Annotated in this window: 15 protein-coding genes; 9 read left to right on the top strand and 6 right to left on the bottom strand. The window is 58.9% G+C overall.

Features of this window, described 5'->3' with window-relative positions; all coding sequences use genetic code 11:
• Window positions 1-3 precede the first annotated feature (3 nt).
• From J5Y17_RS07395 to J5Y17_RS07375, 5 genes are all read right to left on the bottom strand, one after another.
• Window positions 4-369: a response regulator gene (locus J5Y17_RS07395; protein WP_219784601.1), complete on the bottom strand. Its 366-nt coding sequence runs from the start codon at window positions 367-369 to the stop codon at window positions 4-6.
• Window positions 366-647: an STAS domain-containing protein gene (locus tag J5Y17_RS07390; protein WP_219784600.1), complete on the bottom strand. Its 282-nt coding sequence runs from the start codon at window positions 645-647 to the stop codon at window positions 366-368. Before J5Y17_RS07390 ends, J5Y17_RS07395 begins: the two co-directional genes overlap by 4 nt.
• Window positions 648-832: 185 nt before the next feature.
• Window positions 833-1807 carry a glucokinase gene (locus J5Y17_RS07385; RefSeq protein ID WP_219784599.1) on the bottom strand — a complete coding sequence of 325 codons (975 nt, stop codon included), beginning with the start codon at window positions 1805-1807 and terminating at the stop codon, window positions 833-835.
• 2 nt (window positions 1808-1809) lie between these two features.
• A complete protein-coding gene (locus J5Y17_RS07380; protein WP_219784598.1) occupies window positions 1810-3165 on the bottom strand; it encodes a GH1 family beta-glucosidase in 1356 nt (451 codons plus the stop codon).
• A gap of 207 nt (window positions 3166-3372) precedes the next feature.
• A complete protein-coding gene (locus J5Y17_RS07375) occupies window positions 3373-4404 on the bottom strand; it encodes a substrate-binding domain-containing protein (protein WP_219784597.1) in 1032 nt (343 codons plus the stop codon).
• Window positions 4405-4727: 323 nt separating this feature from the next.
• Here J5Y17_RS07375 and J5Y17_RS07370 point away from each other — a divergent pair, with 323 nt between their 5' ends.
• From J5Y17_RS07370 to J5Y17_RS07350, 5 genes are all read left to right on the top strand, one after another.
• Entirely contained in the window at window positions 4728-5996 is a 1269-nt protein-coding gene (locus tag J5Y17_RS07370) for an ABC transporter substrate-binding protein (protein ID WP_219784596.1), read from the top strand.
• Between the two features lie 171 nt (window positions 5997-6167).
• Window positions 6168-7169, top strand: coding sequence for a carbohydrate ABC transporter permease (locus J5Y17_RS07365; protein ID WP_219784595.1), 1002 nt, complete (start codon window positions 6168-6170; stop codon window positions 7167-7169).
• Between the two features lie 12 nt (window positions 7170-7181).
• Complete coding sequence (locus J5Y17_RS07360; RefSeq protein ID WP_219784594.1) at window positions 7182-8444, top strand: carbohydrate ABC transporter permease; 1263 nt, start codon at window positions 7182-7184, stop codon at window positions 8442-8444.
• Between the two features lie 17 nt (window positions 8445-8461).
• A complete protein-coding gene (locus tag J5Y17_RS07355; protein WP_219784593.1) occupies window positions 8462-10117 on the top strand; it encodes an alpha-glucosidase in 1656 nt (551 codons plus the stop codon).
• A gap of 22 nt (window positions 10118-10139) precedes the next feature.
• Window positions 10140-11231, top strand: coding sequence for an ABC transporter ATP-binding protein (locus J5Y17_RS07350; RefSeq protein ID WP_219784592.1), 1092 nt, complete (start codon window positions 10140-10142; stop codon window positions 11229-11231).
• A 59-nt stretch (window positions 11232-11290) separates the two neighbouring features.
• Here J5Y17_RS07350 and J5Y17_RS07345 read toward each other — a convergent pair whose 3' ends face one another.
• Window positions 11291-12028: an NYN domain-containing protein gene (locus J5Y17_RS07345; protein ID WP_219784591.1), complete on the bottom strand. Its 738-nt coding sequence runs from the start codon at window positions 12026-12028 to the stop codon at window positions 11291-11293.
• Window positions 12029-12208: 180 nt separating this feature from the next.
• On the opposite strand from J5Y17_RS07345, the gene J5Y17_RS07340 reads away from it, so the two are divergent.
• The 4 genes from J5Y17_RS07340 (at window position 12209) to J5Y17_RS07325 (ending at window position 18634) form a co-directional block, all read left to right on the top strand.
• Complete coding sequence (locus J5Y17_RS07340; RefSeq protein WP_219784590.1) at window positions 12209-13210, top strand: tellurium resistance protein; 1002 nt, start codon at window positions 12209-12211, stop codon at window positions 13208-13210.
• Window positions 13211-13372: 162 nt separating this feature from the next.
• Window positions 13373-14824, top strand: coding sequence for an IMP dehydrogenase (guaB, locus tag J5Y17_RS07335; protein ID WP_219784589.1), 1452 nt, complete (start codon window positions 13373-13375; stop codon window positions 14822-14824).
• Window positions 14825-14905: 81 nt separating this feature from the next.
• Complete coding sequence (locus J5Y17_RS07330) at window positions 14906-16087, top strand: RsmB/NOP family class I SAM-dependent RNA methyltransferase (protein WP_219784588.1); 1182 nt, start codon at window positions 14906-14908, stop codon at window positions 16085-16087.
• Between the two features lie 252 nt (window positions 16088-16339).
• Window positions 16340-18634: an ATP-binding protein gene (locus J5Y17_RS07325; RefSeq protein ID WP_219784834.1), complete on the top strand. Its 2295-nt coding sequence runs from the start codon at window positions 16340-16342 to the stop codon at window positions 18632-18634.
• Window positions 18635-18709: the final 75 nt, after the last annotated feature.

Raw genomic sequence — 18709 nt, 5'->3', positions numbered from 1 at the left:
CTCTTAACCAGCCACCATTTGCAGGGCCTTTACGAGTTTGGCCGGGTCGAACGGCTTCACGATCCAGCCGGTTGCGCCTGCGGCGCGGGCCTTGGCCTTGAGCTCATCTGCGCTTTCGGTGGTCAACACGAGAATGGGGATGCGGCTCCATTTCGCCTCCGCGCGCACGGCGTCGATAAAGCCGAACCCATCCATGCGCGGCATGTTGATGTCGGTGATGATGACGTCGGGGTGGATGTCTTCGAGAACTTCAAGACCGTGTACGCCATCTTCGGCGAGATGGGCGGTGAAGCCGGCAGAGGAAAGAGCGAGATTGAGCATATCGCGCATGGTGCGGCTGTCATCGACAGCAAGAACTTCCAGGCTCATGTCCAAGCCTCCGTTTGGGTCAGGGTTTCAGGAGAAAAGCCAAAGAGGCTCAGGATATCGACGCAACCATCGGAGGCATTTGCCAAGCGGGTGTGTTTGCCCTGTGCGGCCCGTTGTTTCGCGGTCGCGAGGATCACTTGCAGCGGCAGCGCGCCAAGATGGCGCACGTTGGCCGCATCAATCACCAGCTCGTCGTCGGTGATGGTTTTCAATTCTTCCATGAGGGGCGCCACGGAGTGATAATCGAGCCGGTCGTGGAGTTGCACATGTGTTGTCATGTCGGCACTCCGGAATGTCGGCAGGGGTGAGGCATCTCAATTTTCCCTTACATCTGCGTTCTCTTGGACTCTGTGTAAGGGGCAGGGAGTTAAAACGAGGTTACGTCGATCAAATTTTGTTCGAGGCAAAAGAAAACGCCCCCGCCGAGGTGGCGGAGGCGTCTTTGTTTTGGTTCTAGAAAGTCTTATGGATACATGTGATGCATGTGAGAGGCGCATCCAGTCAGCGCCGCGTAGTCGTCCTCGATCACCGACACCGAAAAATTCTTCATGAAACCGGCAAAACGGCCCTTGTCGCGGAAAGCCTCGTCAAAGCCGAAACGATCGAGGTAGGGCGCTATATGACGCGCCACGCCGCCGACCAGATAGACGCCGCCAAAGGGCAGTTGCACCAGTGACAGGTTGCCGACGACGGTGCCGAGAATCTTGACGAAGAGCTGGGCCGCGGCGATCGCACGCTGATCGTCGCCGCTCTCGACGGAGGCCATGATTTCGGCGGCGGATTTCTCATGCGCGTCGCCTTCTTCGGTACCCAGAAACAGGTAAACGCGCTCAAGGCCACGGCCCGAAAGCACATCTTCGACTGCAGGGAAACCATGTGCGGTTTCAACGAATTTACAGAGCGCCAGCTCATGTTCATTGCGGATCGGAAGGTTTGCGTGGCCACATTCCGACGGTGCGACAAGTCGGCCCATTCCGGTCTCGAACACGGGTGCCGCGTTAAATCCAGTGCCAATGCCAACCACGAGACGCACGGCCTGCGGCGAGGCCTCGGGCGCGGTGATGATCGAGCGAATGTTGTCTTCGTTGACAAGGCCCAAAGCGTGCCCCTGGGCCTGAAGATCGTTGAGGATTGCCACATGTTCGGCCTGAGTGGCGCGGCGCAGCGTGTCCTTGTCGATGGTCCAGTCGAGATTGGTCATGGTACCGACACCATCGCGCACAGGTCCTGCCACGGCGACACAGGCGCCTTTGCAATCCACATCGCCTTCTTCCGCGATATATTGCCGGAGCACGGTCTCAAGACCCGGGAATTTGCGGTTGGAATAGCGCCGGATTGTGTCGGGCAACAGTGTCACCCCATCTGCCAGCGCCACGCGGGTGTTGGTCCCGCCGATGTCGGCCAGAAGGGTGAGGGTGTCGGCGGGATGTTTGGGCATTTTCAGCTCCGTTTAATCAGGTCTTTCAACATGTGATACGAGGCTTTGGGGGTGCGCTGCAATGTTTCAAAATCCACATGCACCATGCCAAAGCGGCGTTCGTAGCCGAAAGCCCATTCATAGTTGTCTAAAAGCGACCAGTAGAAAAAGCCTTTCAGGTTCACGCCCTCCGCAATGGCCTGATGCATCGCACCCATGTGATCGGTGATATAGGCGCAGCGTTCCGGGTCGTGCACCACGCCGTTTTTCACATGATCGTCCCAGGCCATGCCGTTTTCCGTCACCATGATCGGCAAATCGCCGACATAGCGGTCCTTGAGGTTGACCAAAAGCGCGCGCAGGCCTTCGGGGCAAATCTCCCAGCCCATTTGCGTGGTGGCCAGATGGCCCTGCGCTGGCTTCGTGTGGGGCCAGGGCGAGGAGCCGTCATGGGCGACGAGTTGGCGGAAGTAGTAGTTCACGCCGAGCCAGTCGATGGGCTGGGAAATAGCGGCCATATCGTCTTGCCAGCCTTTCGGCAGATGCGGCTCAAGGCCCGCGAGCGCTTCCTGCGGATAGTGCCCCTTGGCGATGGCCTCAATGAACCAGCGATTGTTGGTGGCGTCCTGCGTGGCGGCGGCTTGGATGTCATTCGGATCGTCGCTTGCGGGCTGAGTGTGTTCGAAATTGATCACAATACCAAGGTTCTTGCGGCCTCGGTCGCGCAGGCGGGCGATCGCCTCGCCATGCGCTTTGAGCACATGGTGCATGGACCGGGCGGCGGCGCGGATGTCGCGGCGGCCTGGGGCGTGATGACCCAGGAAATGGGAAAGATAAGAGACGCACCAAGGTTCATTGATGGTCGCAACCGAGGCCATGCGGTCGCCGATCTTATCGTCAATCACCTCGACGAAATCGCCAAACCACAGGTGCACATCCGGGTTGGTCCAGCCGCCCAGATCGGTCAGAGCCGCGGGCATTTCCCAATGGTAGAGCGTCAGATGTGGCTCCAGCCCGCGTTCCAGAATGGCGTCGGTGAGACGATCGTAATAATCAAGCCCCTCGCGGTTCACGGCACCGCGCCCCTCCGGGATCACCCGCGCCCAGCTGGTGGAAAAGCGATAAGCGTCAAAGCCGCCGTCTTTCAACAGGTCCATGTCCGCGCCGTATCGATGATATTGATCGCAGGCCAATGCGCCGTCCTCTGCGCGTAGCACGTTGCCCGGCGTGGCGGCGAAAGTGTCCCAATGCGTCGGGCCCGCGCCGCCGAATTTATGGCCTTCGACCTGATAAGCGGCGGTGGCGGCACCAAAGAGAAAGCCGTTCGGGAAGTCTTTGCGGGTCAGGGCAGATCGAGCGAGCGGGGAGCTGGATGTCATGGGGCCTCCTTGGACTTGGGGTCTTGCGCGGCGGCTGAAATTGGCGTGGGTAGCGCTAACTTTTCTGGGCGGATAGTGCCCTGCAACGCCCCGCGTTTGTCCTTCACTTAGCCTCTAACCTGCGCTTGAAGCAACCCCAAAGCGCTTTGGTTTTGTGGTGTCACAAAAAAATCTTCGGAAAATATCGAAGCGGCTGCGGCGTGGGACTTAGTCCTTCGGCGCCGGTCCGGTGGTGTGGCCGATGATCAATTCCGCATCCAAAAGCACGTGGCGCAGGGGCCGGTTGGGATCGGAGATTTGTTCCATCAAAATCTCAGCGCAAATTCGTCCGGCCATGCGCACAGACGAGCGGGTCGCTGTGTAAATCGGCTCGTTCGAGCCGTTGCGCAGATAGGACAAATCATCGTCATGCACGATCAGTGACACATCCTTGCCAATCTTGAGGCCGGAGGTGTCGAGCGCACGACGCACACCAAACCCGACAATGATTGAAGAGGCTAGGATCGCGGTCGGAGGTTGGTTGAGTGCGAGCATTTCCATGGTCGCAGTGAACCCGTATTCCTCTGTCATTTCAGAAGAGTAGCAAAGGTCTTTGTGCTCTTTGAGCGCCGCAGACGCCAGCGCCGCGCGGTAGCCTTCGCGGCGTTTCAGGGCGAAATCCATCGTCTCCAACCCGTTCAAAAGCCCAATGCGGCGATGCCCTAGGTCAATCAGAAACTCGGTGGCGCGCTCGAAGGCACGGGTGTTGTTCATATCGACCCACGAATATTCGCTTTCCTCAGCAATCCCTGAACGGCCATGCACGACAAAGGGCATGCCGATCTCGCGCAACAGGGCGATGCGGGGATCATTGGCTTTGGGGCCATGCACGATGACGCCATCGACCGAACCTTTGGCGGCGATTTTGCGATAGGCGTCGGCTTCCGTGCTGTCGGGCACGATCGACAGGATCATGTCGTAATTTTCGCGCGAATAAATTTCCGAGGCGCCGGCGATGAAATCGGTGAACACGGGGTTCACCACCTCATGTTCGGTCGACAGCGGGATCACATGGCCCACCGCATGATTGCGTCCGGTGGCCAATCCTCGGGCGCGGGTATTGGGGCTGTAATTGTGCAGCTTGGCGGCCTTCATCACCTTGTCACGGGTCACCTCGGAGACTTCGGGGTAACCATTTAAGGCCCGCGACACGGTGGTCTGGGACAGGCCGAGCAGGGTGGACAGCTCTTTCAGGTTCATCTTGGGCCTTTTTATTCGTGCACAGCGTGCACAGGATTTCCCTATGCTAACCGCGGCTTAGGGTCGCGGTAAAGTCTCTTCGCTCTGGCCGTGCTGGCTGGGGGATCTGTGGCTCTGACGTCAGGTCGCTTCGCTTCAATTGCAGAGGTTTTGCATGCTGAGTTCACTTGATGCTTGATCACGGTCATTGACTCCCAGGTTCGCTTCGGCAAGGCTTGGAGAGATGCCAAAGCGCTTTGAGTTCGGGGGAACCATTTGATTTCCCATCTGATAGCGCTAGGGTCGAACTGCCCATGTCCGGGTATGAAAACTGGGAGGTTTACATGAAAAAGACACTTTATTCCGGTGCCGCCACGCTCGCTTTGGTTGCGGGTGCCGCGCAGGCACAGGATTTGACGATTGCCGGTCCGTGGATCGGCGCCGACCAAGAGATGGTCGAACAGGTTTTGGCGGTTTTCGAAGAACAGAGCGGCCTTGATGTCGCCTATGTCGGGTCCGACAGTTTTGAACAGCAGATTGTGATTGATGCCGAAGCGGGCTCCGCGCCCAACATCGCCGTTTTCCCGCAGCCCGGTCTCGCCGCCGATATGGCGCGCCGTGGGTTCCTCACGCCGCTGAGCGAGGGGACGGATGAATGGTTGAAAGAGAATTACGCGGCGGGCGAAAGCTGGACCGCTTTGGGGACGTACACGGGTAAGGATGGCGCTGATCACCTCTATGCGTTTCCCTATAAAATCGACGTGAAATCTCTGGTTTGGTATGTGCCGGAGAATTTCGAGGACGCGGGCTATGAGATCCCCGAAACCATGGAAGAGCTCAAGGTGCTGACCGATCAGATCGTCGCAGACGGCGAGACGCCTTGGTGCATCGGTCTGGGATCGGGGGCGGCGACCGGCTGGCCCGCGACCGACTGGGTCGAAGATTTGATGCTGCGCACGCAGACACCGGACGTCTATGACGGCTGGGTCACCAATGAGGTGAAATTCGACGATCCGCGCGTGATCGAAGCCATCGAGGAATTCGGGTGGTTTGCCCGCAATGACGCCTATGTCTCCGGCGGGTCCGGTTCCGTGGCCTCGACAGATTTCCGCGACAGCCCGAAAGGCCTCTTTGCCTCGCCGCCGCAATGCTACATGCATCACATGGCCTCCTTCATTCCGGCCTTCTTCCCCGAGGACACGATGTTGGGCGAGGATGCGGATTTCTTCTACTTCCCGGCCTATGAGAGCAAAGATCTCGGCCAGCCGGTGCTGGGTGCAGGCACGCTTTGGGCGATCACCAACGACAGCCCCGAAGCGCATCAGTTCATGGAATTCCTGAAAACCACCGATGCGCATGAGGCGTGGATGAAACAGAAAGGCTTCCTGACGCCCTATAAGGCGGTGGACACCTCTGTCTTCTCCGACCCGACGCTGAAGAAAATGAATGACATTCTTCTCGGCGCGACCACCTTCCGCTTTGACGCCTCCGACCTGATGCCGGGTGGCGTGGGCGCTGGCTCCTTCTGGACCGGCATGGTCGATTACGCGGGCGGCGAACCTGCTGCGGATGTTGCCAAGTCGATCCAGGATTCCTGGGACGCTCTCAAGTAAGCGTTTGATTTGAAAACACTCCGGGCCCGTCTGGAAATGTGAGGGGCCCGGAGATGTCGCAGCCTCAGCGGGAGGCGCTGTGACGCGCTCAGACCTCGAAAAGGGGCAAACCGGCGCACGAACGGACCTGTGTCATGCCTGTGGCGCGGTCCTGTGAGAAGGGGAGAAGATATGCATCCGGCACTTCAGGGGCTTTTGACCATCGCCATCGGCGTGGGGGCCTGTATCGGTTATTTCTATTTTTCCAACATCATCCTCGACAAGGTGATCTTCCCCGCGCGGGGGCAGAATGCCGGGCGCAATATCAACCGCGCCAATCTGGTCCGACCTTGGCTGTTTCTCCTTCCGGGGCTTTTGGCCTTGGGGCTTTATCTGGCCTATCCGGTGGTCGAGACGCTGCGGCTGTCTCTCACCGACCGCGATCTCGGCGGGGCCTATGTGGGGCTTGAGAATTACCGTAAAATGTCCGGTGATCCGAAATTCTGGGAGGCGATGCGCAACAATGCCTTCTGGCTTTTGGTGGTGCCTGCGATGTCCACCGCTTTCGGGCTTTTGGTGGCGCAGCTGACCGACCGCATCCGCTGGGGCTCGATTGCCAAATCTTTGATTTTCATGCCGATGGCGATCTCTTTCGTCGGTGCTGCTGTGATCTGGAAACTGGTCTATGACGCGCGACCCTTGGGCACGGAGCAGATCGGTATTTTGAACGCGATCTATCTGGCGCTGGGGGGCGATCAGCCGATGAATTGGCTGACCATTCCGTTCTGGAACAACTTTTTCCTCATGGTGGTGCTGATCTGGATTCAGACCGGCTTTGCTATGGTGATCCTTTCAGCGGCGCTCAGGGGCGTACCTGAAGAGACCATCGAGGCCGCCATCGTGGATGGCGCCAACCCGTTCCAGATCTTCTTTCGCATCAAAGTGCCGCAGATCATGGGCACCATCGTTGTCGTCTGGACCACGATCACCATCGTGGTGCTCAAGGTCTTCGACATTGTCTTTGCGATGACCAACGGACAATGGGAGACGCAGGTGCTGGCGAATTACATGTACGACCAACTGTTCCGCGCCCGCGACTGGGGTGTCGGCTCTGCGGCGGCGATGGTGATTATGCTCCTGGTGACGCCCATTCTGGTGTGGAACGTCTACAACGCCCGCAAAGAGATGAAGTGAGGGGAGGGGATTATGGACAATATCGCCGGTAAGAAACCCGCTCTCGTTTGGGCAACGCATATTTCGGTCGCTTTGCTCGTCATCCTGTGGCTCTTCCCGACTGTCGGGCTGTTCGTCTCGTCGTTTCGCACGGCGGATCAAATCTCCAGTTCCGGCTGGTGGAAAGCGATGTTCCCGCAGGAACAGAACACGATGATCCGCACCGCAAGCCCTGAGACGCAGCAGCAGATCGACGGCAATTACGTCATCGAAGGCAATCTTTTCGCCGAAGAGGGCGGGGCGGCGGGTGAGATTTCCGCTTGGGGCATTTCGTCTCGCGATATTGCCGCCTACGCCCCTGGCGACACCGCCGATATGGGCGAGGACGGCCAGTTGACTGTTGCGGTCAACGGTGACTATCGCCTTGTGAATTCGACTGAATTTTCGGGCCGCCGCGGCGAGCGCGTGTTCCTGACCGCGATCACACCTCCGTCCTTCACCCTCGACAACTACCGCACGGTTCTGGTCGACGGGCAGGCCACCGACAAGATGGGCAAGGCGTTCATCAACACGTTGACCGTCACCATCCCGGCGACCGTCATTCCGATCCTGATCGCGGCCTTCGCGGCCTATGCTTTGGCTTGGATGGATTTCCGGGGGCGGGCATTCTTGATTGCCGTGATCGTCGGCCTTCTCGTGGTGCCGCTGCAACTGGCGCTCATTCCGCTGTTGAGCTTCCATGGCGCTGTCGTCGAATGGTTTATTGCCCTTGTTGGCACGCCGATGGAGGACAACGCGCGCCGCTTTGCCGAAGTGGGTGCTCTTGGCCGGATGTTCGGTTTTGAACCCGGCGACACGATCAATTCCAAGGGCTATCTGGGCGTCTGGGCGGCGCATACCGGGTTCGGTCTGCCGCTCGCGATCTATCTCTTGCGCAACTACATGGTCGGCCTGCCGAAAGACATCATCGAGAACGCCCGTGTGGACGGGGCCACGGATTTCCAGATTTTCACCAAAATCATCCTGCCGCTGTCCTTCCCGGCGCTGGCGTCTTTTGCGATCTTCCAATTCCTCTGGACGTGGAACGATTTGCTCGTGGCGCTCGTTTTCCTGATCGACAGTTCAGGAGAAACCACCGTGATGACGCGGCAGATCGTCGAACTTCTGGGCACCCGAGGCGGCAATTGGGAAATCCTCGCGACCGCCGCTTTCGTGTCCATCGCCGTGCCGCTGACGGTGTTCTTCTTCATGCAGAAATATCTGGTTCGCGGCCTTCTGGCCGGTTCCGTTAAATAACCAAAATGAGTGATCCTATGACCGCAACTTCCTCCTCCCCTGCGCATTTCACCCGTGAAAAAGACTGGTGGCGTGGCGCTGTCATCTATCAGATCTATCCGCGCTCCTATCAGGACAGCAACGGCGACGGGATCGGCGATCTTTTGGGTATCGTTCAGCGGTTGCCCTATATCGCCTCTCTCGGTGTGGACGCGATCTGGATTTCGCCCTTCTTCACCTCGCCGATGAAGGATTTCGGCTATGACGTTGCGGATTATTGCGATGTCGACCCGATGTTCGGCTCTCTCGCGGATTTCGACGCGGTGATCGACACAGCGCATCAATATGGCGTCAAAGTATTGATCGATCTGGTGCTCAGCCATACCTCCGACCAGCACCCGTGGTTTGTCGAGAGCCGTCAGGACAAGAGCAATCCGAAATCCAACTGGTATGTCTGGGCCGATGCGAAACCGGATGGCACGCCGCCCAACAACTGGCTGTCGATCTTTGGCGGCTCGGCTTGGCAATGGGATGCGGGGCGGCTGCAATATTACCTGCACAACTTCCTGACCTCGCAGCCCGATCTGAACTTCCACGAACCTGAAGTGCAAAAGGCGCTGCTCGATGTGGCCGAGTTCTGGCTACACCGTGGCGTGGACGGTTTCCGTTTGGACACGATCAACTTTTACACCCATGATGCCGAGCTGCGTGATAACCCGCCCTTGGCCCCCGAAGAGCGTCAGGCCAAGACGGCCCCGGCGGTGAACCCTTACACTTGGCAAAACCACGTCTATGACAAATCCCGGCCTGAGAACCTAGAGTTCCTGCGCAAGCTGCGCGCCGTGATGGAGCCGTTCAACGCCGCAGCCGTGGGCGAGGTGGGCGATGACCAACGCGATCTCGAAATCCTCGGCGAATACACCGCGGGCGATGATCTCATGCACATGTGCTACGCCTTTGACCTTTTGTCAGGGGATACGCCGACGCCCGAGTACATCAAGGGCGTGATGGACAAGGTGGCCGAGGTGGCCGCAGATGGCTGGGCCTGTTGGGCCTATTCGAACCACGATGTGGTGCGGCATATGTCGCGCTGGCACCTGGACCCGCAGGGCGCGCGAGCCTTCACGACGCTGATGATGTGTCTGCGCGGCTCGACCTGTATTTATCAGGGCGAAGAGCTTGGTCTGCCGGAAGCGGAGCTGAAGTTCGAAGATCTGCAGGACCCCTACGGCATTCAGTTTTGGCCGGATTTCAAAGGCCGCGATGGCTGCCGCACACCGATGGTCTGGGAACGCTCCCAGCATCACGGCGGCTTTTCCAGTGCAGGCCAGACCTGGTTGCCGGTGAGCGCGGATCACTACCCGCTGGCCGTCGCGCAGTCGGAATATGACCCGGGCGCGATCCTGCATCATTATCGCCGCGCGATTGCTTTCCGCCATGCGCATAAGGCGCTGATGACGGGAACGATGGAGGATATGCACGTCAACGGGCCGTGTCTGGTCTTTACGCGCAAGAATGACGAGGAAGAGCTGTTCTGTGCGTTCAACCTGTCCGATCAACCGACGAGCCTTGAGGCGCCGAAGGGCAATTGGCATCAGGTCGGCAGCGAATTGAACTCTGCCTCGCCGATGGAAGACGGCAAGCTGCATCTGGGCCCGTGGCAGCCCGCGATCATGCTGCGGTATAAGGTCTGAGGTTTAGGGAGGGGAGACGGCGATGGCTGATCTGAAACTGGAGAATGTCGCCAAGGTTTATGGCGGCAAGGTCGAAGTCCTCAAGGACATCAATCTCGACATCGCGACGGGCGAGCTGATCGTCTTTGTCGGCCCGTCCGGCTGTGGCAAGTCCACGCTCCTGAGGATGATCGCGGGGCTTGAGAAAATCTCCGGCGGCACGCTCGAGATCGACGGCGTTCTGGTCAACGACGTGCCGCCCGCCCAGCGTGGCATCGCGATGGTGTTCCAGTCTTACGCGCTCTACCCGCATATGACGGTCTATGACAACATGGCCTTCTCCCTGAAACTGGCCAAGAAGTCGAAGGAAGAGATCAAAGAGGGGGTGATGCGCGCCGCCCATATCTTGCAACTCGAAGACTATCTCGATCGTTTGCCTAAGGCGCTGTCAGGCGGTCAACGCCAGCGCGTCGCCATCGGTCGCGCCATCGTGCGCGACCCGAAGGTCTATCTTTTCGATGAGCCGCTCTCGAACCTCGACGCCGCGCTCCGCGTCGCCACCCGTCTCGAGATCGCGCAGCTTAAAGAGAGCATGCCTGACAGCACGATGATCTATGTGACCCACGATCAGGTGGAGGCGATGACCTTGGCTGACCGCATCGTGGTGCTGGCGAACAAAGGCATCGCGCAGGTCGGAAGCCCGCTCGATCTCTATGAAAAGCCCGACAATGAATTCGTGGCGCAATTTATCGGCTCGCCCTCGATGAACCTGATCCCCGGAGAGATCATCGAAACGGGAGCGGTAACCAAGGTCAAACTCGACGGCGAAGGCATTGCGACCTCCGAGATTCCGACGCAGCCCTCCGACATGGGCCGCCGCGTCAACATTGGCGTGCGCCCTGAGGACATGCATCTGGCCGAGGGCGAGGCCATTGTCGATGGCGTGGTGGATGTGGTCGAGGCGCTGGGTGAGGTGACGTTGCTCTATTTCGTGGCCGAACGTGGCCAAGAGCCCTTGATCGCCAAGCTGCCGGGTATCCACGCGGGGCTCAAAGGCCAGACGGTAAAACTCTCCGCCCCGCCGGAAAAAGTGCACCTCTTCGCCGATGGGCTATCGATGCGGCCGAAGGACTAAATTGAACGCATCCGCGTTAGATGGAAACCGCCTTCGGGTGGGGCCGCTGCATCCGGCGCTCACCCGGTTTTACGCATGATCGGCTGGTTGTTCTGATTGCGTTTCGTTTCAAACCCATTCAGGTGATCGACCAAGGAAACCATTTTCTTGTGCCCATAACTCCTTGGGTCAAAGTCGGGTCTGGCTGAGCGCAGTTTCTCGTGGACCTGTTGGATAAGATACCAATCGTCTTCTTGATCAATTGCGTCCATTGCAGTTTCGATAAGTTTTTTGGGGCTGGGAAGTTTCTTTTTCGTTGCCGGCGCAGTTACATTCTTCTTATCCGGACTGATCTTGGGAGCTTTCTCATCGTTCTCTAAGTTTTCGAGATAGATGAAGCGGTTACAGGCATTGCGGAAAGACACGGGCGTTTTTTGGAGTCCCATGCCGATTGCATCCATACCTTGCTCGCGGACGCGACTCGCGAGGCTCGTGAAATCACTGTCGGAAGAAATCAGGACAAACCCGTTAAATCGGCCCGTGTGCAGCAGGTCCATTGCATCAATAACCAAGGCGATGTCAGAGGCGTTCTTTTTCGTGGTGTTCGCAAATTGTTGCCGTGGAATAATTGCGTGTTCGGCGAGTTTGTCTTTTGTCCACCCTTGTATCGCGCCGCCACTGAAATCACCGTAAATGCGGCGTACACTGGCTTCGCCGAATGCAGCGATTTCTTCGAAGATGGCTTCTGCATGTTTGGCAGAAACATTGTCGGCATCGATTAAAACGGCGAGAAGCCTTTGTTTAGTGGCGGCAGCCATACGAAATATCTCCGGAAAACTCTTGAACCAGTGACACCAGATTAAGCGAAGATCGACAGGCTGGCTAGGTTTCCCACTGACGCGACATTGCGGCGCGGGGCAGGGTGCTAGAATGTCTTTTATGAATGCGTCACGAATGATATTCAAGCGACGCAATATGAGCGCGAAAGGCCCTTGAGAATGTCACAAACACCGCCCCGCATCATGCCCAAACCCTTCAACGCGCCGCCGCAAGGCCTCTGGCGCGCCACGCCGCCGGCGATCTTTCCGCCGATCTTGGGGCTTTTGGGGATGGGGCTCGCGTGGCGTCAGGCGGGGAACCTCTTGCCGTCTGCGCCCAACTGGATCGGGGAAATGATCTTGGGCGCTGTCTCCTTGCTCTACATTTTTGCGGTCGTGGCCTATCTGGCCAAAATGGCCCGCCGTTTTGGGGTCATCTTCGAGGATGTCAAAATCCTGCCGGGCCGCGCTGGTCTCTCCGCCATGACTGCCTCGGGCTTTCTCTTCGCCGCCACCATGGTGCCCTATAGCGTTGTCTTTGCAAAAGCCGTGCTGACTCTCGCCCTCGTCGGCCATGCCTTTGTTGCCTTCGCGATTATTGTCGGGATGATGCGCGGTCCTGCCGAACAGCGCCGCGTCACCCCGGTGTGGCATCTGTCTTTCGTCGGCTTCATCATCGCCCCTCTGGCGGCTGTCCCGCTGGGCTGGACCGGCTTGTCGCAGATCATCTTCACAACGACCCTGCCGATTGCAGCCGCCGTCTGGATCATTTCCGCGATGCAATTCGCCCGCGCCGATGTGCCGCCGCCGCTGCGTCCGCTTTTGGCGATCCATGTCGCTCCTGTGGCGCTTTTCGGCATCGTCGCCACGCTTTTGGGCTATACGACGCTTGCGGTGGCCTTCGCCTGGGTCGGGGTGACCGCGCTGATCGTCTATCTCGCCGGGATCCGCTACCTGACAAAGGGCGACTTCTCCGCGCTCTGGGGCGCTTTCACCTTTCCACTCGCGGCCTTCGCCAATCTGATGTTCGCGGCCGCCACGCTGCAACCGATGCCGTTTCGCCTCATCGGTGGACTAGAACTCGTCGCCGCAACGCTGGTGATCACCTATATTGCCGTGAAAATCATGCAGCTCTGGACCCGCGGCAAACTGGCCAAATCCACCAATGCCGCGACGGTTTGAGCTTTCTTCTTGGCAAAAATACTCAAAATAGGGCCACCTCTCCTAAGAGCGCGGCCCTAAATCTTGCGTGACATCTCGATGAAACCCACAAAACGCCCTTTCCATTGTGGGACATCCATGCAATAGGGACGTGCCAAACCGTATCCCCCATGGAGAGACCCGATGGAGATTCGCGAGGCGCTTACCTTCGATGACGTATTGCTTGTTCCGGCTGCATCTTCCGTGCTGCCGTCAACGGCGGACACCAAGACCTTTGTGACGAAGGCCATTCAGCTCAACATCCCTCTGATGTCCTCTGCGATGGACACTGTGACCGAGGCCCGCATGGCGATCGCCATGGCGCAGGCCGGTGGCGTGGGTGTGATCCACAAGAACCTCGACGTGGAAAAGCAATCCATCGAGGTCCGCCGTGTCAAACGCTTTGAGAGTGGCATCGTCTACAACCCGGTGACCCTCACTGCGAACCAGACCATCGCGGACGCTAAGGCGCTTTGTGCACAATATAATTTCACCGGCTTCCCGGTGATTGACGAGGCCCGCCGTGTGGTCGGCATCGTCACCAACCGTGACATGCGCTTTGCGACCTCCGACGACACGCCTGTGTCTCAGGTGATGACCTCGAATGACTTGGCCATCCTGCAAGAGCCCGCAGATCGCGACGAGGCGATTTCTCTGATGAAAGCCCGCCGGATCGAGAAACTGCTCGTGACGGATGCCAAAGGCCATCTGACCGGTCTGTTGACGCTCAAAGACACCGAACAAGCGGTGTTGAACCCCTCCGCCTGTAAAGACAGCCTCGGTCGTCTGCGCGTGGCCGCTGCGACCTCCGTGGGTGACGCGGGCTTTGAACGCTCCGCCGCTTTGGTGGACGCGGGCGTCGATATCATCGTCATCGACACGGCGCATGGCCATTCTCAAGGCGTTGTGGACGCCGTGGCGCGCGCCAAGAAAGAGTTCGGCGACAACGTCCAGATTATCGCTGGCAACGTTGCCACAGGCGAGGCCACCAAGGCGCTGATCGGCGCAGGTGCGGATGCGGTCAAGGTCGGCATCGGCCCGGGCTCGATCTGCACCACCCGCATGGTCGCAGGCGTTGGCGTGCCGCAGTTGACCGCGATCATGGATTGCTCGAAAGCCGCGGGCGATGTGCCGATCATCGCGGATGGCGGTATCAAATTCTCCGGCGACTTCGCGAAAGCCATCGCGGCGGGCGCCTCTGTCGCCATGGTCGGTTCGATGATCGCTGGCACGGATGAGAGCCCGGGTGAAGTGATCCTCTATCAGGGCCGGTCGTTCAAATCCTACCGTGGCATGGGCTCCTTGGGCGCCATGGCGCGCGGCTCGGCGGATCGCTATTTCCAAAAAGATGCAGCCTCCGACAAACTCGTGCCCGAGGGCATCGAGGGTCAGGTCCCCTACAAAGGCCCGGTCGGCACTGTGCTGCACCAGATGGTCGGGGGCTTGCGCGCCGCTATGGGCTATACCGGCTGCGCCACCGTTGCCGAGATGAACACGAACTGCCAGTTTACCAAGATCACTGGCGCAGGGCTCAAGGAATCTCACGTTCACGATGTGCAGATCACCCGCGAAAGCCCGAACTACCGGATCGGCTGAGCCGACCCGTTTGGATGAAACAACGACGGCGGCCTCCGGTCGCCGTTGCTTTTTGCAACAGACCCTGTTTTTGCTGAACACATGACACCCGCTGCTCGCCTTTCCGCCGCCATAGAGATTCTCGACGATGTGCTGATCGGCGAGAATGCCGAACGCGTTTTGACCACCTGGGCGCGCGGGCATCGCTTTGCGGGCTCGAAAGACCGAGCCGCGATCCGCGATCTGGTCTTCGATGCGATCCGGTGCCTGCGGTCTTATGGCTGGTTGGGCGGTGCCGGGCAGGGACGGCCTTCCGCGCGTCAGGTGATGATCGGCGCTCTGCGCGCTGCGGGCACCGATCCCGACACGTTGTTTTGTGAGGACCGCTTTGCGCCGCGTCCCTTGACCGACGATGAACGCGCGGCGGCCCCTGCGCTGGAGGATGCGCCTGTGGGTGTGCGTCTCGATTGCCCGGACTGGCTTTTGCCGCTTTACAAAGAGACGCTTGGTGAGAAGATGGAAGAGGTGCTGGCGGGGATGCGTCAGCGCTCTGATGTGTTCTTGCGGGTCAATGCCGCGAAATCGACGCTGGGCCATGCGTTGGAGCATTTGGCCAATGATGACATTGAGGCGGTGCCGCATCCGCTCTCGGAAACTGCGCTGAAAGTGACCAAGGGTGCCCGTGCCGTGGCCCGCTCACAGGCTTACCTGACAGGCCTTGTCGAGCTTCAGGACGCAGGCTCTCAGGCGATCATCGACGCGCTGCCGCTCGAAGACGGCATGTCGGTTCTGGATTATTGCGCGGGCGGGGGCGGAAAATCTCTCGCCATGGGCGCGCAGGCCAAGCTCACTCTGACCGCACACGACGTCGATCCGGCGAGGATGCAGGACATCGCGGCGCGGGCCGGGCGTGCAGGGCTTAAGATCACCACGGCGCGCAAATCTGAGCTTGCCTCAAACTACGATCTGGTGCTCTGCGATGTGCCCTGTTCCGGGTCGGGCGCCTTTTCCCGTAGTCCGCAAGGCAAATGGGCGCTGACGCCCACGCGGCTCTCCCATCTGGGCGCGATCCAATCCGATATTCTTGATGAGGTTGCGACTTTGGTGCGTCCCGGTGGATGCCTCGCCTATGCGACCTGTTCTCTTTTTGAGATGGAAAACGCCGGACAAATCGCGGCCTTCCTTGCGCGAAATTTAGAGTTTTTCCTTGAAAAACAGCGCTTGTTGAGCCCTCTCGAGGGCGGAGATGGGTTCTTTTATGCGGTTCTTCGACGCCAGAGTTGAGACTGTTTCGACTCCCGAAGGGAGAAAAATAATCCAACAATACAACTTTACCGGTAGCTCTTCACGTTCTAACGTGAAAGGGATCGGGCCTTAAAAGCACATTAACCAAACCGCTTTAAAACTCGATCTGAACAAAGGGTTCTTTCGAATTCTCTGATTTTTCCCGACGGCTGGGTCGGGCCATGAACGAGACATGCCGGATTGCAACGGCAGCACAGACGCATAGTCAAGGGGGACCGTGTGCAAACCACGATGACCGCAGGCCCATTGTCGAAACAGGCCGGACGGCTGGCACCCTATAGTTTGGCGATCGCCTTGGGCGGGGCTGTGTTATGCGGGAGTGCGTTGGTGATCCCCTTGCCGCGACTTGGCGTTATGGCTTTCGCCGTGGGGGCGGTGTTGCTTTGGGCCGCACTTCTCGTGACACTGCTGAGCAATCGTCAGAAACGGATGCAGCGCAGGCTTTATGCGGCTCTGTCCGCCTTTGTTGCCAATGATGCTGCGCCGTCTTTCACGACGGATTTGAACGGTGTGATCGGCTATGAAAACCGAGCCGCTGTTGCGCGGTTCGGGGGGCGCGGGGGAGAGACCTTGCTGGCAGCACTCGAAGACCTCTTTGCCGCCCCGGCCGCCACCCTCAGCCGCCTACAGTCGCGCGCGCTCGCGAAAGGCGCGGCCCGCGAAGACGTGGTGATGCGCCATGGCCATATGCGACTTGCGGTGCATTTGATTGGCGAAGACGGCTTTCTATGGCGGCTCGAAGATATGGCGGAGCGGGGCGGTGCGCTTGATGGTGATGCCATTTCCTTGCCGATGCTGACCTTGAGCAAGAATAACACCATTCTCTATATGAACGAACCTTTGCGTCGCTTGATCGGTCATCGCGAAAAGGCGCTGGACCGGATGATCACCGATCTGCCGATCCGTCCGGGCGATGTCCATGTTTTGGCCGGGGTCGAGGGCCGTGTCTATGCTCGTGTCGCCCAGTTTCAAAGTGGAGAGTCGGGGCGTAAGGAATTGTATTTCCTGCCGGAAACGACGCCGAATGTCGGCGAATGGGACGCGTTTGATGCGCTTCCTGTCGCGCTTTTAAAGGTGGCGGTCGACGGGCGGATTTTGCAGTCGAACCGGCACTCGCGTGAGCTTTTGTCGATCCCGACGCACGATCAATTGAGCCTGAGCGATCTGGTAGAGGGGCTCGGACGTCCAGTACAGGATTGGGTCACCGACGTCGCCATGGGGCGGGCGCGCAAACCTGAGTTCGTGCGGGCCTCGCGGCCCCAGAATGATACGTTTTTGCAGATTACCCTTAATCGCGTCGAGGGACAAAAAGGACACATTGAACTCATCGCGGTGCTGTCGGATGCGACCGAATTGAAATCGCTTGAGGCGCAATTCGTTCAAAGTCAGAAAATGCAGGCCATCGGTCAGCTCGCAGGTGGCGTGGCACATGACTTCAATAACCTTTTGACCGCAATTTCAGGGCATTGCGATCTTTTGTTGTTGCGTCACGACAAGGCGGATCCGGATTATAGCGATCTCGTGCAGATCCATCAAAACGCTAACCGCGCCGCCTCACTCGTTGGCCAGCTTTTGGCATTTTCGCGCAAACAGACGCTCAAACCCGAGGTCATCGACCTGCGCGACACGCTGTCTGATCTGACCCATTTGTTGAACCGCCTTGTCGGCGAAAAGGTCGCCCTGACCCTTAATCACGACGCGGGGCTTTTGCCGATCCGGGTGGACAAGCGTCAGCTTGAGCAAGTGATCATGAACCTCGTGGTGAACGCCCGCGACGCGATGCCGTCAGGGGGCGAGATCAAGGTAGAGACTCGCAACGAGGTTCTGCGCGAAGGGTTCATGCGCGACCGCGCGACGCTTCCTGCGGGCGAATATGTGATGGTGACCGTGTCCGATCAGGGGGTGGGCATTCCGCCCGAGCGGCTCCAGAAAGTCTTCGAGCCGTTCTACACGACGAAACGCACGGGCGAGGGCACGGGGCTGGGCCTCTCGACGGTTTATGGCATCATCAAACAGACGGGTGGCTTTATCTTTGTCGATAGTGTCGTGGGTTCCGGCACGGCCTTCACCATCTATCTCCCGGCGCATACGGCCCGTGCTGAGGCTGTGGTTGAGGCGGCGAGCAAACCGTTGCCTGATGTCGCGACGCAGGCGGTGCGGGGCTCTGGCGTGATCCTTCTGGTCGAGGATGAGGCGCCCGTGCGCGCCTTTGCCTCGCGCGCGCTGCGCCTGCGTGGTTATACCGTGATCGAGGCGGAGAATGCCGAGGAGGCGTTGGAAACGCTCGAAGATGGCAGCCTGCACATCGACGTGTTCGTATCCGACGTGATCATGCCGGGGATGGATGGGCCAAGTTGGGTGTCCGAAGCGCTCAAAGAGCGTCCGGGGGTTAAGGTGGTCTTTGTCTCGGGCTATGCGGAGGATCATTTTTCTGAGCAGCAATCGCGCATTCCGAATTCGACTTTCCTCCCAAAGCCGTTCTCTCTGTCCGAGCTGACCGCGACGGTGCAGGCGCAGTTTCACTGAGTGACACGGCGGCCATCGAAAATAATTTCGTGTCGCCGCATTTTCGCTACCATTCGTTAACCAATCTGGCCTCAC

It is taken from the genome of Celeribacter sp. PS-C1 (genome assembly GCF_019429625.1).
In the GTDB taxonomy this organism is placed as follows: domain Bacteria; phylum Pseudomonadota; class Alphaproteobacteria; order Rhodobacterales; family Rhodobacteraceae; genus Celeribacter.
This window is presented reverse-complemented; position numbering and strand designations above follow the sequence as displayed.